Below are 16,146 nucleotides of genomic sequence, written 5' to 3'. Positions count from 1 at the left end.
TTTTTGTCTTTCGAAAGGTCAGATCGCTTCGCGCAGGTGATAGGATTTCGGCCGGGTCAGATTGTCGTAGCCGATGGCCGAGAGCGCCGCGCCTTTGCCGGTGTCCTTGACGCCGGTCCAGACCAGCGCCGGGTCCAGATAGTCGCAGCGGTTCATGAACACGGTGCCGGTCTCGACGCGGTCGCCGATGGCGATCGCGCGCTCGGTGTCGCGTGTCCAGATCGAGGCGGTCAGCCCATAGGGGCTGTCGTTCATCAGCGCGATCGCCTCCTCGTCGTTGCGCACCTTCATGATGCCGACGATCGGCCCAAAACTTTCCTCGCGCATGACGCTCATCTGGTGGTCGACCTCGGTCAGCACTTCCGGCGCCAGGTAGGGCGAGCCCGGCTTGTCGTTCTCGACCTTCATGTTGATATGCGCCTTGGCGCCCTTGCGGAGCGCCTCAGCCTTCTGCTCGCGAATCAGGTCGGCGAAGCGCGCCTGCGCCATCGGACCCAGGGTCGTCGCCTGCTCCAGCGGATTGCCCACGACATAGTTCTTCGTCTCGGCAACGAAACCTTCGACGAACTCGTCATAGACCTTCTCGTGCACATAGACGCGCTCGATGCCGCAGCAGCACTGGCCGGAATTGTAGAAGGCGCCGTCGACAAGGTTGGCGACCGCATGGTCCAGCTTGGCGTCGGGCAGCACATAGGCCGGATCCTTGCCGCCGAGCTCGAGGCCGAGCGTCATGAAGGTGCCGGCCGCCGCCCTTTCTATAGCGCGGCCGCCGCCGACCGATCCGGTAAAGTTGACGTGGTCGATCTTGCCTGAGCCGAGCAGTTTTTCGGTCTGGGCATGGTTCATGACGAGGTTCTGGAACAGGCCCTTGGGCAGCCCGGCCTTGTCGAAAGCCTGCTGGAAGCGCTCGCCGACCAGCAGCGTCTGCGCCGCGTGCTTGAGGATGACGGCGCTTCCCGCCATCAGCGCCGGCACGATTGTGTTGACCGCCGTGAGATAGGGGTAGTTCCACGGTGCGATCACCAGCACGACGCCGAGCGGCACCTTCTTCACATAGCGCCGAAAACCGTCCTTCGGATTGGAGGCCATGACCGGCTTCAGCGCGGCTTCGGCGATCTCCACCATATAGTTGGCGCGTTCCTTGACGCCGCCGAACTCGCCGCCATAGCGCACCGGCCGCCCCATCTGCCAGGCGATCTCGGGCACGATCTCATCGGTCATGGCGACCAGCGCCTCGAGCATCGCCAGCATGTATTTGCCGCGCTCGACGATCGGCGTCTCCGCCCATTTCTCCTGCGCCGCCCTGGCGCGCTCGACCGCCGCGTTGATCGCCTGGTCGGTCGCGACCGGCCGCTCGGCATAGATCGAGCCGTCGATAGGGGATTTGAGTTTTACGGTTTCCAAAGAGACGTCTCCAGCTATCGAAAGGTAGGCATCAGCAGGCAAGGGCACGAACATGCCCCACCCTTGCATAATCCAGTATCGACTGATCGCGCGTCACGAGCGTCAAATCGAACGCCCGCGCGGTCGCAATCAATATACGATCCGCAGGATCGCCGTGCAGCGATCCCGGCAGGAAAGATGATTCAATCAATAATTCCGGCGAAAGAGCCTCGACCCTGATGCCCGGCGTGGCGATCACTTCCCCAAAAATGCTTGCCGGCGACTTTGCGGCCGCCAGTCGGCCCTTGGCGCTCAGCAGTCCCAATTCCCAAGCCGAAATGGGGGAAACCCGGATTTTCTCGTCAGCGGCCCCTGCGGTATTGATGGCAGTCCTGGCTTCCGGCCTGATCGGTTCGTTCAACGCAATCCATATGATCGCGCAAGTGTCGAGCAGCAGCCTGTGTGTCACGGCAGTGCGTCCGGCTCCAAAGCCGGTTTGGTGTAATCATACCCTGGCGAAGCGTAACCTTGCCTGTCCATATGCCGAAGAGCGGATGATCCACATCCCCTGGCGCATGTGATGGCTTCCCTTCCTGCGGATGTTCGTAGCTTGCCTGCGTCGATTCCGCCATTCCCGGGCGGCCCTTGTCCGCAGTGGCCATATTCGGCTTTCGATAGCCCTCGGGCCATCCCTCCAGATTGAAGTCCACCCGTTCGTTCGCGAGATCGATGCGAGACGCCCGATAATTTGCGCGCAGCCAGGCGCGCGCCTGGCTGTGGCCGCTCGGGCTGTTCGCCCACCATTCCTCGCGCTGTCGCGCCGACGGCGGCAAGCTGCCACCTATTATTTGCTCGATCTCGTCGAAGCTCATCGACAAATGTCCTTGGCCCGAGAACAGCAGATGCTCGAACAGCGGATGATATTTGGTTCCTTCGGTCATCTCATGAATCTAGTTCGGTTCACATTTTCGGTCAAGTTAGCTATAGTATATTACTATCTTCTAGTACCTCTCGAATCCTCTGTGCAGTTCCCAATCCGTAATGCGGCGGTCGTATTCGAACTGCTCCCAGCGGGCGGTGTGCACATAGTGCTCGATCACCTCTTCGCCGAAGGCCTGCTTCAGCATCTTCGACTTGGCCAGCGTCTCGGTCGCGTCGCGCAGCGTCTTCGGGATCTCAGGCAGGCGCGACGCCTGGTAGGCGTCGCCGACGAAAGGCTTCTGCAGCTCCAGCTTCTCGTCGATGCCGGCTAGGCCCGACGCGATCAGCGCCGCGAAGGCGAGATAGGGATTGAGGTCGGCGCCGCCGATGCGGCATTCCATGCGGATGCCTTTGGTGCCCTCGCCGCAGAGCCGGAAGCCGGCGGTGCGGTTGTCCTCGCTCCACATGATCTTGGTCGGCGCGAAGGTGCCGGCCTGGAAGCGCTTGTAGGAGTTGATGTAGGGCGCCAGGAACCAGGTGAACTCCTTGGCGTATTTGAGCTGGCCGGCCGCCCATTGCTGGCCGAGGCTCGACAGCGTCCACTCGGCCTTCTTGTCGAAGAATAGCGGCGTCTTGCCGTCGGCGCTCCACAGCGAATTGTGGATGTGGCTGGAATTGCCGGCGAGCCCGTAATTGTACTTGGCCATGAAGGAGATGGCCTTGCCTTCGGAATCGGCGATCTCCTTGGCGCCGTTCTTCAGGATGACGTGGCGGTCGGCCATCTCGAGCGCCTCGGCATAGCGCACATTGATCTCTTCCTGGCCGGGGCCCCACTCGCCCTTGGAGTTCTCGATGGGGATGCCGGCGGCCTCCATCTCGTTGCGAAGCCGGCGCATGACGCCTTCTTCCTTGGTGGTGATGCCGATCTGGTAGTCGCCGATATAGGGCGAAGCGCTGTCGAGCCCCTGCCAGTGCTTTTTGCGGGCGGACTCGTAGGTCTCGCTGAACAGGTAGAATTCGAGCTCGGAGGCGAAATAGCCGATATAGCCGCGCTCCTGCAGGCGCTTGACCTGCTTCTTCAGGATCGCGCGGGGTGAGTGCCCAAGATCCTCATGCGTGTGATGGTCGAGCACGTCGCAGATGACCAGCGCCGTTTTCTCCAGCCACGGAATGCGCCGCAGCGTCGACAGGTCCGGCTTCATGACGAAGTCGCCATAGCCCTTCGACCAGCTCGCCGCCTTGTAGCCCGGCACCGGCTCCATATCGATGTCGCAGGCGAGCAGATAGTTGCAGCCATGCGTCTCGCCATGCGCGGAATCGACGAAATACTGAGCCAGGAAGCGTTTTCCCGCGAGCCGGCCCTGCATATCGACGATGCAGGCCAGCACCGTGTCGATCTCGCCGTCCGAGACCGCCTTCTTCAACTGATCGAACGAGAAATTCCCGGCCATTCCTTTGGCGCTCCAGTGCTGTCGATTTGAAAGGGAAAAAACGAGACCATGGCCGGCACTGCGCCGGCCATGGTCATGAAGCGAAGGTCAGTTGCCGGTCTCGCCGACCGCCTGCTCGGCCGCCTTGATCGCCGCCTGGCGCGCCGCGATCTGCTCACCGATCGGCGGACCCTGGAAGCGGCGGTTCTCGAAGCCGAACCAGAGCACGGCGGTCAAGATGATGAAGCCGATGGTGATGTAGAGCACCTTGTCGTTTGGCGGTTGAACCGCGATGTAGAAGATGATCGCCATGCCGACGACCGACAGGATGCAAAACAGCTTGAAGAGGCCACCGCCGAGATTCCACGGGCCGGGTTTTGGCCATTTCGCCGTCCCGAAGGCGAGCATGCCGAGCACGATCGGAATGGTGAAAGAAAGGAACAGGAAGACCAGCGTCGAATTGACGACGATGGTGTAGATGTTCGTGCCGCCGATCGAGATGAACTGGGCGAGGAAGACGTAGATGATTTCGAGGATCGCCGCGGTCCAGATCGCGTTCACCGGCGTGCGCCAGCTTGGGCTGACCTTGGCGAGCCCGGCCGACCCGACCGGCATGCCGCCGTCACGCGAGAAGGCGAACAACATGCGCGAGGCCGAGGTCACCGTGGCGAGGCCGCAGAGGAATTGCGAGATCAGGATTGCCAGATAGAGAAGCTCCTTGAGCCATACGGGCAGGATCGCGTCCATGGTCGAGAAGAAGACGCTCCAGCCCTGCTTGGCGCCGGCAGCCAGGTCCGGGATCGCCAAAGTGATCGCGCAGACCATCGCCCAACCGATAAGCGACGACCAAAGCACCGACGAAATGATTGCCCTTGGCACGGAATGCGCTGCCTTCAGCGTTTCTTCCGAAGTATGCGCCGACGCGTCATAGCCGGTGATGGTATAGACCGGCAGCAGCAGGCAGAGCAGGAACAGATAGGTCATGGAATCCGACTGCGGGAAAACCCCGCCACCCGCGTCGCCCGAATAATTGGTGAACGTCCAGAGCCTGGTGACGTCGATTGCCGGGGCGAACACCAGGCAGGCGACGATCAGCACCGCCGTTGCGCCGAGGATCAGGAAGCCGGAAGCGTCGGTCAGCATGGCGGTCAGCTTGATGCCGAAATGATTGCAGAGCGCCTGGATGACCGTGATGATGGCGACAAATCCGACGACCTCGCCTGCCGTGCCGGTCAGCCCGAACCAGCTACCGAACGTTCCGACGAAGAAGAAGGCGGTGCCGATGTTGATGGCGCCCAGCACGGTGATCAGGCCGAGCAGGTTGAGCCAGGCGGTGAGCCAGCCGGTGAACCGGTTGCCGAGGATAGAGGCCCAATGATAGAGGCCGCCCGCTGTCGGGAACGCCGAGGCGATCTGCGCCATGGCGAGGGCGAAGAACCCGGAAACGGCACAGCCGACGATCCAGCCTATGCCCGCGCCGGCGCCGCCTATCGAAGACGTCGCCTGGGCGAAGGAGTTGATGCCGCCTGAAAGGATGCAGATGATGGAGAAAGAGATCGCGAAGTTCGAGAAGCGGCTCATGCTTCGCGACAATTCCTGGGCATAGCCCATTCCGTGGAGGACCTTTAAGTCCTCGTGCTTGTCGTGTTCCGTATAGTCTTGCGCTGACATTTTAGTCCCCTGTTGGTTCTTAGCTGGCCGACTGTACTGACTTTCTCATTGCGCGTTGTCGGGAGCCCCTGGCCTCCTCGGGCTCCAGATTCGAGAATATGCCTGTGAGCAGATCCGCCCATCTCCGCTGCCCGGTGTCGCCGGCGATTTCGTCGTTGCGGATTTCGATCATCGCGCAGGCAAGGCCGCGCGGGCGCGCATGCCGCTCCAGCGTGAAGTAGACGCGGTCGGCCGGCGAATAGGGTTCGTTGACGCCGACGGTGACGCCCGAAAGCCGCTGCAGCGCCGATATCAGCGGCGCCGCCAGCCTGCGGTCGTCATCATGGATGATGCCGATATGCCAGGGGCGGCTCTTGCCCTTGTAGACCGGCGTGAAGGAGTGCACCGAGACCAGCCGCGTTTCCTGGCCACGCGCCAGCCGCGCATCGATAATCCGCGCGATCGTGTCGTGGAACGGGCGCCAGGCAAGGTCGACCCGCGCGGCGCACTGCTTATCGGACAGGCCGGAATTTCCCGGAATGATTGTCGTCTCGCTGACCGGCGGCACGAGGTCGGGCGCGTCGAGCGGCCGGTTGCAGTCGATGACGAGGCGCGACACACGGGTCTCGACCAGGGTGGCGTCGAGCGCCTCGGCCATGCGGCTGGCGACAGGCAGCGCGCCCGGATCCCAGGCGATGTGGCGGGAAAGGTCTTCGATGGGCAGCCCCAGCGTGCCGAATTCGGCGGGCAGGAAGTTCGAGGCGTGGTCGCAGGTGAAGACGAAGGGGCTCGAGCCGCCAGGGTTGGTCACCCTTACGGTCTCCGACGGTGCAAGGCTGGCGGGCCGTGCTTTCTCCATACTGCCGTCCCCTCGGGAGCGCTGTATCTTATGTTACGTATTTTGCCTCATTGCGTCCCGGTGAATGATTTCATACAGTTTGGCCGGCTTTGTCAAACGCGAATTCGGGAAAACGGCGGCGGCGGGTCAACGGGTGGGGGAAAACCATGATTTCCAGCATTGCCGAACTGATCTCCGACCGCATCGGCGCGATGCCGGCCGGCGAGCGCCGCGCCGCCCAGACGCTGATTGCCAACTATCCTTTGACCGGGCTGAAGACCGTCGCCGAATTCTCGGCCGCGGCCGGCGTGTCCTCGCCGACGATCCTGCGTTTCGTCGCCAGGCTCGGCTTCCAGAACTACCCCGAATTCCAGTCGGCATTGCAGGATGAGCTGGCCGCGCAATTGCAGTCGCCTGCCTCGCGCACGCTCAATCCGGGCTCGGCCGGCGGCGCCGTCTCGCCGATGCTGGAGGCGACGCTCGACAATTTGCGCGAGACTTTCCGCCACCTCACCGACAAACAGCTGGCCGACATCGCGGCGCGGCTTGCCGAGCGGCGCGGCAAGACCTTCCTCATCGGCGGCCGCTTCACCGATCCGCTGGCGCGCTACATGGCCGCCCATCTCGCCATCATCCAGCCGGATGTCTATCACCTCGCCGGCCAGGAGAGCATCTGGCGCGACCGCCTGATCGACATGGGCAAGCGCGACGTCCTGGTGATCTTCGACATCCGCCGCTACCAGGAAAGCCTCGTCCGCTTTGCCGAGAAGGCGCATCACCGCGGCGTGCAGATCATCCTCTTTACCGACCAATGGCTGTCGCCGATCGCCCGCTTCGCCCGCCATGTGATCGCCGGACGCACTGCCGTGCCTTCGGCCTGGGATTCGTCCGCCGCTTTGTTCGTGGTCGCCGAAACCCTGATCGGCGCCGTGACGAGGCAATTGGAAGCCGCCGGCGCCAAGCGCATCCGCGATCTGGAGAGCTTGCGCTAGCGCGTCGGGCCTGAACGGCCTCAGTGCTTCAGCTTGTTGTTTCTATGCATGTCGTGGTGCATGTCGTGGTCCAAAACCGCTACGCACTTTTGGGCGACATGCATTAGGCCTTCACGAAAGTGCGGCAGGGATCGGAACCGCGTCGGCGCGAGCAGATTATGGATCAGGTCCTGATATCGAGCCGGCCGAATAACGAAACTGCCTCGGCTTATCTCAACAGCCGGCCCTCGATCGACCAGCGCGCCGCCAAAAAGTTCAGCACGGCCGCCACCACGACGCCGATGATCTTGGCCGGCCACACGCCGATGGCTCCTGCCAGCGCCGCGATCGAGAGACTGGAAACACCAAGCGAAATCAGTGCGCCCAGCGAGACGAAGCGCAGGAAGGAATGGTGCAGTTGGATGTCCGGGTCCCGCTCGAACGACCAGAACCGGTTCGCCACGAAGGAAAAGAGGACCGCCACGAACCAGGCGCCGACATTGGCGGCCAAAGCCGGCGCCGCGAGCTTGAGCAGCAGGTAGAATGCGCTGAGGTCGATGCCGGTGTTGACCAGTCCGACAAGAGCGAAGCGGACGATCTTGTTGCCGGTCGAACGCTGCGGCTGGCCGGCATTGCTCATGCGCCGCCATCCATGACGCGGGTTCCGGCCTTGTCGAGGGTGGCGCCGAAATCCTGCGAGGAAAGGACCGCGTACTCAACCTCGCGCACGGCCTGCATCGGGTCTCGCGCGCGCAAAATGTCATCGACATGGCCCGGATGGCACATGAACACCCCTTGTTCGGGCAAGGTCTTGATCGCGGCGCGCAGCGTTGAAGCGAACCTCTCCGGCTGCCGCCAATCATAGATCCCGGAAAGCGGCGTCAAGACGCTGAAGCCGGCCCGGCGCATCGCTCCGTTGAACCCTGCGGCCAGAGCGGCGACCGCCGCGATCTTCGCCGCCGCAGCATCCATGCCCGCAAGTCCCGGCGCCCCTCGCAGCGCCGGCTTGTGCGCGCTTGCCCCGAACCGCGCGAGCAGCCAATTCCGCACCACGGGAAGAAAATGCACATGCTGGTGTCCGTCGATATAGTCGGGTGGGCCGTCCAGCGCTTCGACGAAGCGGTCGTACTGGGCGTCGAGCTCGGCATGAACGTCCGGCTCGTCGATACGCCCGCGCCGCACCGGCAGCGCGAGGGAGGCGAGCCCGGGAAGCTTCCCTTCCGGCGCCAGGCTGGACGGGCCGGTCGCGGCGACCTGATCGGTGAGGGTCAGATGCAGCCCAACGGCAGCCCGACGGCGGAACGGCCGGATGCGCGCCGCCGCCTCTTCCCATTCGGGAAAACCGGTCATGCATCCTGTTCCGGTCAGGCGGCCGCGCTCGATCAGGTCGAGGATCGCGCTCGAGACTCCCGGCGCCAGCCCGTAATCGTCGGCGATCAAGCGGATCGACCTGGTCATCTGTCGGGAGCAACCTGCTCGGCGGCATTGCCATGCAGCACGTCGCGCACGATGTAGACGGGCCGGTCCTTGCTTTCGCTGAGCGTGACCCAGACATATTCGCCGATCAGGCCGAGCAGCGCCAGGTTGAGGCCGCCCAGCAACACGACGGCGACCATGATGCTTGGATAGCCGGGCACGGCGATGCCGTAAAACAGCACCTCGAAGAGCACTTTCACGCCATAGGCGAGACCGGCAAATGCCGCCAGCAATCCGATAAGGCTGATGATGCGCAGCGGGATCACGGAAAACGAGGTGAACCCCTCGAGCGAGAACGCGATCAGGTTGAACCGGCTCCATTTCGATGTGCCGCTGGCGCGGCTTTCCGGCGAATAAAGCACCGCCTTCTGGCGAAAGCCCGCCCAGGCGAACAGGCCCTTGTTGAAACGACGCTTGTCGCGCACGCTGGTCAGGGCGCGCGCCACGGCGCCGCGCATGACGCGGAAGTCCCCGGCATTTTCGGGGATATCGAAGCGCTGGCTGCTGTTGATCAGCTTGTAGAAAAGCCGCGCCAGCTGGCTGCGCCGCCAACTGCCCTCCCGCCGGTCGTTCTGCGCAAAGACGACATCGATCTCCGGGTTGTCGACCAGCTCGCCGATCATTTTCAGGCTGATGTCCATGGAATGTTGCAGGTCGGAGTCCATGATCAGGACCATGTCGGCGCGGGAATGGTCGAGCCCGGCGAGCACCGCGGCTTCCTTGCCGAAATTGCGGCTGAGCCGCACGATCTCCCAGGAACCGGACAGCGCCGCCGCGAATGTTTCGGCGCTGCCGTCATGGCTGCCGTCATCGACGAGGATCTTGCGCACCGTCATGCCGAAGCGCTCCGCCACGGCCGCCTCGAGTCTGTCGAGCAGCCCGACGAAGGCAATCGCGGATTCGGCCTCATTGAAGAACGGCGCGATGACGTCGAGCCTCTCAGCCATGCGCGATGGCTCCCGCGGCTGGCGCCTTCTGTCTGTCTTGCGTCCAGAGCCAGCCGATGAGCACGCAGGCAATTATGCTGACGCTGAGCGGTCGGAACCACAGATGGAAAAGGTCGTGCAGTCGCAGATCGACACTGGTCAGCCCCGTGACGAAGAGGAGCGTTGCCAGGAACCAGCGTATGGCACCGGCTCCCTTTTCCCGCCAAAGCAAGGCGATGGAGAGACCGGCGGGCACTGCCACCATGGCATAGGTGTTCTGCTCGACACGCGGATTGAAGACGCACATGTAGAATGCCGCGGCGAGGAAGATGGCGAGTCCGCTGAGGTTGGAGTCCAGCCTGCGATCGAACTGGAGCACCAGCCAAAGTGTAAGCAAACCGGCGACGACGCGCACGATCGTCGCCACCGATTCAGGGATCGGCATCCCAAACCGCGTGAAAGGCGCCGTGAAGTCCGCCGGGACGAAGGGCCCGGTCGGGTCGACCGTCATCGAAGTCAGCAGCCGGAAGAAATCGTGATATTGCGCGTTGATATAGTCGGTCGACGCAAAGCCATAGGGGATGACGAGCACGACGAGGACTGCCAGCGCCAGCGCCGGTATCAGCCTGGGACGCAGCGCTCCCCCAGCAGCAGCATGATGATCGCGGTCGGCTTGGCGATGATCGCAAGCATGGCCCAGAAGAAGCATTCGGCGCGGCGCCCCTCGAGTTCCGAAAGCGTCAGAAACCAGCAGGCCCCGGTAAGCAGGATCGTCGCCTGGCCATTGCGAAGCGCTGCCAGCGAAACCGGCAGGGCGAGGAAGAGACCGAAAGACAGGAGCCATGTCTGCTCCTCGCCGCCCACCTTGCGGACCTGGCGCATCGCGGCAAAGGTAAGCACCCCGAAGCCCAGCATGTGCCACAAAACATTGCCCAGATACGGCCCGAGCTTCAGCAGCGGAACATAGAGGACGGCGAAGGCGGGAGCATATAGGTACCCCATGGCGACTTCGACCTGATACAGCGGTTCTCCGGCGAGAAAAGCTTCACTGCCGTGTCTATAGATATGGACCACCGAACGCGCGTCGGGCGACCACAGCGCCAGGCCAAGCACAATCAGAAACGACCCGACCCAAAGCCAAAACCCCAAACGGTCGAAAACCGGCTTGGTTACCATCATAGCGCACCCCGCATTCCGACCAGAACGGCTTTCCCATCGGCGTTTGGCCTCAAGCGCCGGCCAGATATCACATCGAAATGAAATAGAACATCCGAGCGTGACCGTTGCCAGCGCGTGGCAACGGAAGGCGAAACAGCGGCGGTTTTCCGCCGCTCTCTTGCCGATCACAGCTTTGTGTTCAAATCGGCGCCCGGCAGTTCAGGGCCTGATGAACACCTTTCCGTTGGGCTTGGCGAGCTCGGCCGGCAGCCGTGCCATCGCCTCGTCCAGCGGCACGACCGCCGTGACGTCGGTCGACCAGCGTCCGTCGGAAAAGCGGTTTTGCGCCTCCAGCACCGCCGGACCCAGCCTGTCGCGGAACTGGCGCATCCATTCGGCCAGCCAGAAACCCTCGACGCGTTTGTGCTGGAAGATCAGTTGCCCCGGCTCGCGGATAACCGTCGGCTCGGCGTCGAGCCGGCCATAGACGATCCAGCGCGCGCGTTTCGGCATGGCATTGAAGATAGTCGAAGCCAGCGGGCCAGTGACCGCGTCGAGGAAGATGCGCGGCTGCTCGGCCTTCATGGTTTCGCGCAGCACAGCCTCGAAATCCGCCGCCTTCTCATTGAGCACATGGGCGGCGCCGAGGTCCTTCAGCAGTTGGATCTGCTCGCCACGGCGCACGGTGACGATCGGCCGGAAACCCGCCTCTTTCGCCAGCCCGATGATCAGCTTGCAGAGCTGGCTAGCGCCTGCGGTCATGACGAAGGCCTTTTCGCCCTCCTCCCTGACGATGTCAAACATGGCCAGAGCGGTCAGCGGATTGACGATCATCGCGGCGCCATCCTCGTCGCGCACCGTGTCGATGAGCGGGACGCAGGACGCGGCCTCGGCAACCGCATAGTCCGCCCACGCTCCCCAGTTCGACACGCCGGTGGCGAAGGCGACCCGCTTGCCCGCCAGGCTTTTTGCGTACGGGTCGTCGCCGGTGGCGACGACCATGCCAACGCCCTCGAAACCTGCCGGACGACCCTTGACCCGCGGCTGGCCGTACTGGCCCTTGATGAAGGCGATGTCGGAGGGGTTGATCGAGGCGAGGCTGACCTTGATCATCGCCTGTGTCGGCCCCGGCTCCGGCACGGCTATGCTGCCAGGCTTAAGGTAAGGCTCCATCGCTTCCAGCGCGGCCGCCGAAGGCGTTCTGGTGTAACCGTCGCCGACAAGCAGCAAGCCTCGCATTTGCGATGGAAGCGTCATGGCTGTCAGACCTTTTCCTGCGTGTATTTCTTCAGTTCCGTGCGCGCCACCTGGCGCCGGTGCACGGCGTCCGGCCCGTCCGCCAGCCGCAGCGTCCGCAGATGCGTCCACGAGCGGGCGAGCGGCGTGTCCTGGCTGATGCCTTGCGCGCCGAACATCTGCACCGCCTCGTCCGTGACCTTCAGCGCGACGCGGGGCGCCACCACCTTGATCTGGCTGATCCAGGGGCGGCCGCGCGCGCGTCTCCCTGGTCGATCATCCACGCCGCCTTCAGGCACAAGAGCCGCGCCATCTCGATCTCCATGCGGCATTCGGCGATGATGTCGAAATTGGCGCCGAGCTTGGCCAGCGACTGGCCGAAGGCCTCGCGCCGCACCGAGCGCTGGCACAGCATCTCCAGCGCCATCTCGGCCTGGCCGATGGCGCGCATGCAGTGATGGATGCGGCCCGGCCCCAGCCGCCCCTGCGCGATCTCGAAGCCCCTGCCCTCGCCGAGGATCAGGTTCGCCGCCGGCACTCGCACATTCTCGAATCTCAGATGCATATGGCCGTGCGGGGCGTCATCGTCGCCATAGACCTGCATCGGCCGCAATTTGGTGACGCCCTTGCTGTCGGAAGGCACCAGGATCATCGAATGCCGGCGGTGCTGCGGCTCCTCGTCCGATCCGGTCCTGACCATGACGATATAGATGGCGCAGCGCGGATCACCGGCGCCGGACGCCCACCATTTCTCGCCGTTCAGCACATAGTCGCCGCCCTGGCGCTCGCAGCGCATCGAGATGTTGGTCGCGTCCGAGGAGGCAACATCCGGCTCGGTCATCAGATAGGCCGAGCGTATCCTGCCCTCCAGCAGCGGCTCCAGCCAGTTGCGCTTGTGCGCCTCCGAGCCGTAGCGCTCCAGCACCTCCATGTTGCCGGTGTCGGGCGCCGAGCAGTTGAAGGTCTCGGCGCCGAGATGCGCCTTGCCCATCTCCTCAGCCAGATAGGCGTATTCGACGGTGGAAAGACCGTAGCCCGTTTGGAATCGGTCAGCCAGAAGTTCCACAACCCGCGCTCCCGCGCCGTCTTCTTCAAGCCTTCGAGGATCTCGGTCTGTCTGGCGGTGTAGGCCCAGCGGTCGCCCTCCTTGCCGATTTCGGCGAGAAACTCCTCCCCGAGTGGCGCGATCTCGTCGCGAACCATAGCCGCCACACGCTGGTGGATCGGCTTCAGCCGCTCGGTCATGCCGAGATTCATGTCCGCCATCGCTTCCGGTCCTTTCGCAGATAAATCTTTACCCGTGGCAAGGATGACCGTACTTCGGCTAGCCTTGTCAACGCGAGTCCCTCGCCGGTTTGATCGAGGGTGCGGAGGAATGCAATGAGCTATCTGGACAAGCTGTTCTCGGTCGCCGGCAAGACTGCGCTGGTGACGGGCGCAGCGACCGGCATTGGCCGCATGGTGGCGACCGGCCTGGTCCGCGCCGGCGCCATGTGATGATCGCCTCGCGCAAAGGTGAGGATTGCGCCAGGTCGCCAACGAATTGAACGCGCTCGGCGCGGACCAGGCCGGTCGCCACCATGCGGCCAATGCCGGTCGCTGCGCCCGTCACCAGCGCAGTCTTGCCGGCGACCGAGAACAGCTTGTCCAGATAGCTCATTGCATTCCTCCGCACCCTCGATCAAACCGGCGAGGGACTCGCGTTGACAAGGCTAGCCGAAGTACGGTCATCCTTGCCACGGGTAAAGATTTATCTGCGAAAGGGACCGGAAGCGATGGCGGACATGAATCTCGGCATGACCGAGCGGCTGAAGCCGATCCACCAGCGTGTGGCGGCTATGGTTCGCGACGAGATCGCGCCACTCGGGGAGGAGTTTCTCGCCGAAATCGGCAAGGAGGGCGACCGCTGGGCCTACACCGCCAGACAGACCGAGATCCTCGAAGGCTTGAAGAAGACGGCGCGGGAGCGCGGGTTGTGGAACTTCTGGCTGACCGATTCCAAACGGGGCTACGGTCTTTCCACCGTCGAATACGCCTATCTGGCTGAGGAGATGGGCAAGGCGCATCTCGGCGCCGAGACCTTCAACTGCTCGGCGCCCGACACCGGCAACATGGAGGTGCTGGAGCGCTACGGCTCGGAGGCGCACAAGCGCAACTGGCTGGAGCCGCTGCTGGAGGGCAGGATACGCTCGGCCTATCTGATGACCGAGCCGGATGTTGCCTCCTCGGACGCGACCAACATCTCGATGCGCTGCGAGCGCCAGGGCGGCGACTATGTGCTGAACGGCGAGAAATGGTGGGCGTCCGGCGCCGGTGATCCGCGCTGCGCCATCTATATCGTCATGGTCAGGACCGGATCGGACGAGGAGCCGCAGCACCGCCGGCATTCGATGATCCTGGTGCCTTCCGACAGCAAGGGCGTCACCAAATTGCGGCCGATGCAGGTCTATGGCGACGATGACGCCCCGCACGGCCATATGCATCTGAGATTCGAGAATGTGCGAGTGCCGGCGGCGAACCTGATCCTCGGCGAGGGCAGGGGCTTCGAGATCGCGCAGGGGCGGCTGGGGCCGGGCCGCATCCATCACTGCATGCGCGCCATCGGCCAGGCCGAGATGGCGCTGGAGATGCTGTGCCAGCGCTCGGTGCGGCGCGAGGCCTTCGGCCAGTCGCTGGCCAAGCTCGGCGCCAATTTCGACATCATCGCCGAATGCCGCATGGAGATCGAGATGGCGCGGCTCTTGTGCCTGAAGGCGGCGTGGATGATCGACCAGGGAGACGCGCGCGCGGCCGCCCCCTGGATCAGCCAGATCAAGGTGGTGGCGCCCCGCGTCGCGCTGAAGGTCACGGACGAGGCGGTGCAGATGTTCGGCGCGCAAGGCATCAGCCAGGACACGCCGCTCGCCCGCTCGTGGACGCATCTGCGGACGCTGCGGCTGGCGGACGGGCCGGACGCCGTGCACCGGCGCCAGGTGGCGCGCACGGAACTGAAGAAATACACGCAGGAAAAGGTCTGACAGCCATGACGCTTCCATCGCAAATGCGAGGCTTGCTGCTTGTCGGCGACGGTTACACCAGAACGCCTTCGGCGGCCGCGCTGGAAGCGATGGAGCCTTACCTTAAGCCTGGCAGCATAGCCGTGCCGGAGCCGGGCCGACACAGGCGATGATCAAGGTCAGCCTCGCCTCGATCAACCCCTCCGACATCGCCTTCATCAAGGGCCAGTACGGCCAGCCGCGGGTCAAGGGTCGTCCGGCAGGTTTCGAGGGCGTTGGCATGGTCGTCGCCACCGGCGACGACCCGTACGCAAAAAGCCTGGCGGGCAAGCGGGTCGCCTTCGCCACCGGCGTGTCGAACTGGGGAGCGTGGGCGGACTATGCGGTTGCCGAGGCCGCGTCCTGCGTCCCGCTCATCGACACGGTGCGCGACGAGGATGGCGCCGCGATGATCGTCAATCCGCTGACCGCTCTGGCCATGTTTGACATCGTCAGGGAGGAGGGCGAAAAGGCCTTCGTCATGACCGCAGGCGCTAGCCAGCTCTGCAAGCTGATCATCGGGCTGGCGAAAGAGGCGGGTTTCCGGCCGATCGTCACCGTGCGCCGTGGCGAGCAGATCCAACTGCTGAAGGACCTCGGCGCCGCCCATGTGCTCAATGAGAAGGCGGCGGATTTCGAGGCTGTGCTGCGCGAAACCATGAAGGCCGAGCAGCCGCGCATCTTCCTCGACGCGGTCACTGGCCCGCTGGCTTCGACTATCTTCAATGCCATGCCGAAACGCGCGCGCTGGATCGTCTATGGCCGGCTCGACGCCGAGCCGACGGTTATCCGCGAGCCGGGGCAACTGATCTTCCAGCACAAACGCGTCGAGGGTTTCTGGCTGGCCGAATGGATGCGCCAGTTCCGCGACAGGCTGGGTCCGGCGGTTGCTGGAGGCGCAAAACCGCTTTTTCCGACGGACGCTGGTCGACCGACGTCACGGCGGTCGTGCCGCTGGACGAGGCGATGGCACGGCTGCCGGCCGAGCTCGCCAAGCCAACGGAAAGGTGTCATCAGCCCTGAACTGCCGGCGCCGATTTGAACACAAAGCTGTGATCGGCAAGAGAGCGGCGGAAAACCGCCGCTGTTTCGCCTTCCGTTGCCACGCGCTGGCAACGGTCA

Annotated in this window: 14 protein-coding genes and 4 pseudogenes; 4 read left to right on the top strand and 14 right to left on the bottom strand. The window is 63.7% G+C overall.

The window, feature by feature from the left end:
• Positions 1–18 precede the first annotated feature (18 nt).
• From EJ069_RS00080 to EJ069_RS00060, 6 genes are all read right to left on the bottom strand, one after another.
• Positions 19–1,458, bottom strand: coding sequence for an aldehyde dehydrogenase family protein (locus EJ069_RS00080; RefSeq protein WP_126059527.1), 1,440 nt, complete (start codon positions 1,456–1,458; stop codon positions 19–21).
• Entirely contained in the window at positions 1,436–1,852 is a 417-nt protein-coding gene (locus tag EJ069_RS00075) for a type II toxin-antitoxin system VapC family toxin (RefSeq protein WP_095817064.1), read from the bottom strand. The genes EJ069_RS00080 and EJ069_RS00075 overlap by 23 nt, the downstream gene beginning before the upstream one ends.
• A complete protein-coding gene (locus EJ069_RS32620) occupies positions 1,746–2,324 on the bottom strand; it encodes a hypothetical protein (RefSeq protein WP_189476587.1) in 579 nt (192 codons plus the stop codon). The genes EJ069_RS00075 and EJ069_RS32620 overlap by 107 nt, the downstream gene beginning before the upstream one ends.
• Positions 2,325–2,384: 60 nt before the next feature.
• Positions 2,385–3,755 carry a glutamine synthetase family protein gene (locus tag EJ069_RS00070; protein ID WP_126059526.1) on the bottom strand — a complete coding sequence of 457 codons (1,371 nt, stop codon included), beginning with the start codon at positions 3,753–3,755 and terminating at the stop codon, positions 2,385–2,387.
• Between the two features lie 87 nt (positions 3,756–3,842).
• Positions 3,843–5,405, bottom strand: coding sequence for an amino acid permease (locus tag EJ069_RS00065; protein WP_126059525.1), 1,563 nt, complete (start codon positions 5,403–5,405; stop codon positions 3,843–3,845).
• A 19-nt stretch (positions 5,406–5,424) separates the two neighbouring features.
• Complete coding sequence (locus tag EJ069_RS00060; protein ID WP_126059524.1) at positions 5,425–6,243, bottom strand: N-formylglutamate amidohydrolase; 819 nt, start codon at positions 6,241–6,243, stop codon at positions 5,425–5,427.
• 146 nt (positions 6,244–6,389) lie between these two features.
• On the opposite strand from EJ069_RS00060, the gene EJ069_RS00055 reads away from it, so the two are divergent.
• Complete coding sequence (locus tag EJ069_RS00055; RefSeq protein ID WP_126059523.1) at positions 6,390–7,214, top strand: MurR/RpiR family transcriptional regulator; 825 nt, start codon at positions 6,390–6,392, stop codon at positions 7,212–7,214.
• A 208-nt stretch (positions 7,215–7,422) separates the two neighbouring features.
• On the opposite strand, the gene EJ069_RS00050 is transcribed toward EJ069_RS00055, so the two are convergent.
• From EJ069_RS00050 to EJ069_RS00025, 7 genes and pseudogenes are all read right to left on the bottom strand, one after another.
• Positions 7,423–7,833 carry a GtrA family protein gene (locus EJ069_RS00050; protein WP_126059522.1) on the bottom strand — a complete coding sequence of 137 codons (411 nt, stop codon included), beginning with the start codon at positions 7,831–7,833 and terminating at the stop codon, positions 7,423–7,425.
• Positions 7,830–8,633: a ChbG/HpnK family deacetylase gene (locus tag EJ069_RS00045; protein WP_348639353.1), complete on the bottom strand. Its 804-nt coding sequence runs from the start codon at positions 8,631–8,633 to the stop codon at positions 7,830–7,832. Before EJ069_RS00045 ends, EJ069_RS00050 begins: the two co-directional genes overlap by 4 nt.
• Positions 8,634–8,647: 14 nt before the next feature.
• On the bottom strand, positions 8,648–9,616 hold the full coding sequence (locus tag EJ069_RS00040) for a glycosyltransferase family 2 protein (RefSeq protein ID WP_126059520.1): 969 nt from the start codon (positions 9,614–9,616) through the stop codon (positions 8,648–8,650).
• The gene (locus EJ069_RS33090) at positions 9,609–10,304 is read right to left on the bottom strand and encodes a hypothetical protein (RefSeq protein ID WP_245456404.1); all 696 of its coding nucleotides are present in this window, start codon (positions 10,302–10,304) and stop codon (positions 9,609–9,611) included. The genes EJ069_RS00040 and EJ069_RS33090 overlap by 8 nt, the downstream gene beginning before the upstream one ends.
• Positions 10,217–10,774: a glycosyltransferase 87 family protein gene (locus tag EJ069_RS33085; protein ID WP_245456403.1), complete on the bottom strand. Its 558-nt coding sequence runs from the start codon at positions 10,772–10,774 to the stop codon at positions 10,217–10,219. The genes EJ069_RS33090 and EJ069_RS33085 overlap by 88 nt, the downstream gene beginning before the upstream one ends.
• Positions 10,775–10,972: 198 nt before the next feature.
• Positions 10,973–12,010, bottom strand: coding sequence for a zinc-binding dehydrogenase (locus EJ069_RS00030; protein ID WP_126059519.1), 1,038 nt, complete (start codon positions 12,008–12,010; stop codon positions 10,973–10,975).
• 5 nt (positions 12,011–12,015) lie between these two features.
• Positions 12,016–13,255, bottom strand: a pseudogene (locus tag EJ069_RS00025) (acyl-CoA dehydrogenase family protein).
• A gap of 114 nt (positions 13,256–13,369) precedes the next feature.
• Between EJ069_RS00025 and EJ069_RS00020 the strand changes: the two are divergent.
• A pseudogene (locus tag EJ069_RS00020) lies at positions 13,370–13,550 on the top strand (SDR family NAD(P)-dependent oxidoreductase); the annotation flags it as partial.
• On the opposite strand, the pseudogene EJ069_RS33080 reads toward EJ069_RS00020, so the two are convergent.
• Positions 13,545–13,649 (bottom strand): annotated as a pseudogene (locus EJ069_RS33080) (3-oxoacyl-ACP reductase); the annotation flags it as partial. The pseudogenes EJ069_RS00020 and EJ069_RS33080 sit on opposite strands and share 6 nt — an antisense overlap.
• Before the next feature lie 115 nt (positions 13,650–13,764).
• On the opposite strand from EJ069_RS33080, the gene EJ069_RS00010 reads away from it, so the two are divergent.
• Together EJ069_RS00010 and EJ069_RS00005 are read left to right on the top strand one after the other, a co-directional pair.
• Positions 13,765–15,006: an acyl-CoA dehydrogenase family protein gene (locus EJ069_RS00010; RefSeq protein ID WP_126059518.1), complete on the top strand. Its 1,242-nt coding sequence runs from the start codon at positions 13,765–13,767 to the stop codon at positions 15,004–15,006.
• Between the two features lie 5 nt (positions 15,007–15,011).
• Positions 15,012–16,047 (top strand): annotated as a pseudogene (locus tag EJ069_RS00005) (zinc-binding dehydrogenase).
• Positions 16,048–16,146: the final 99 nt, after the last annotated feature.

The sequence above is a fragment of the Mesorhizobium sp. M2A.F.Ca.ET.043.05.1.1 genome (assembly GCF_003952445.1).
GTDB lineage: Bacteria > Pseudomonadota > Alphaproteobacteria > Rhizobiales > Rhizobiaceae > Mesorhizobium.
The sequence above is the reverse complement of the archived record's forward strand: the minus strand, read 5'-3'. Positions and strand labels throughout refer to the sequence as shown.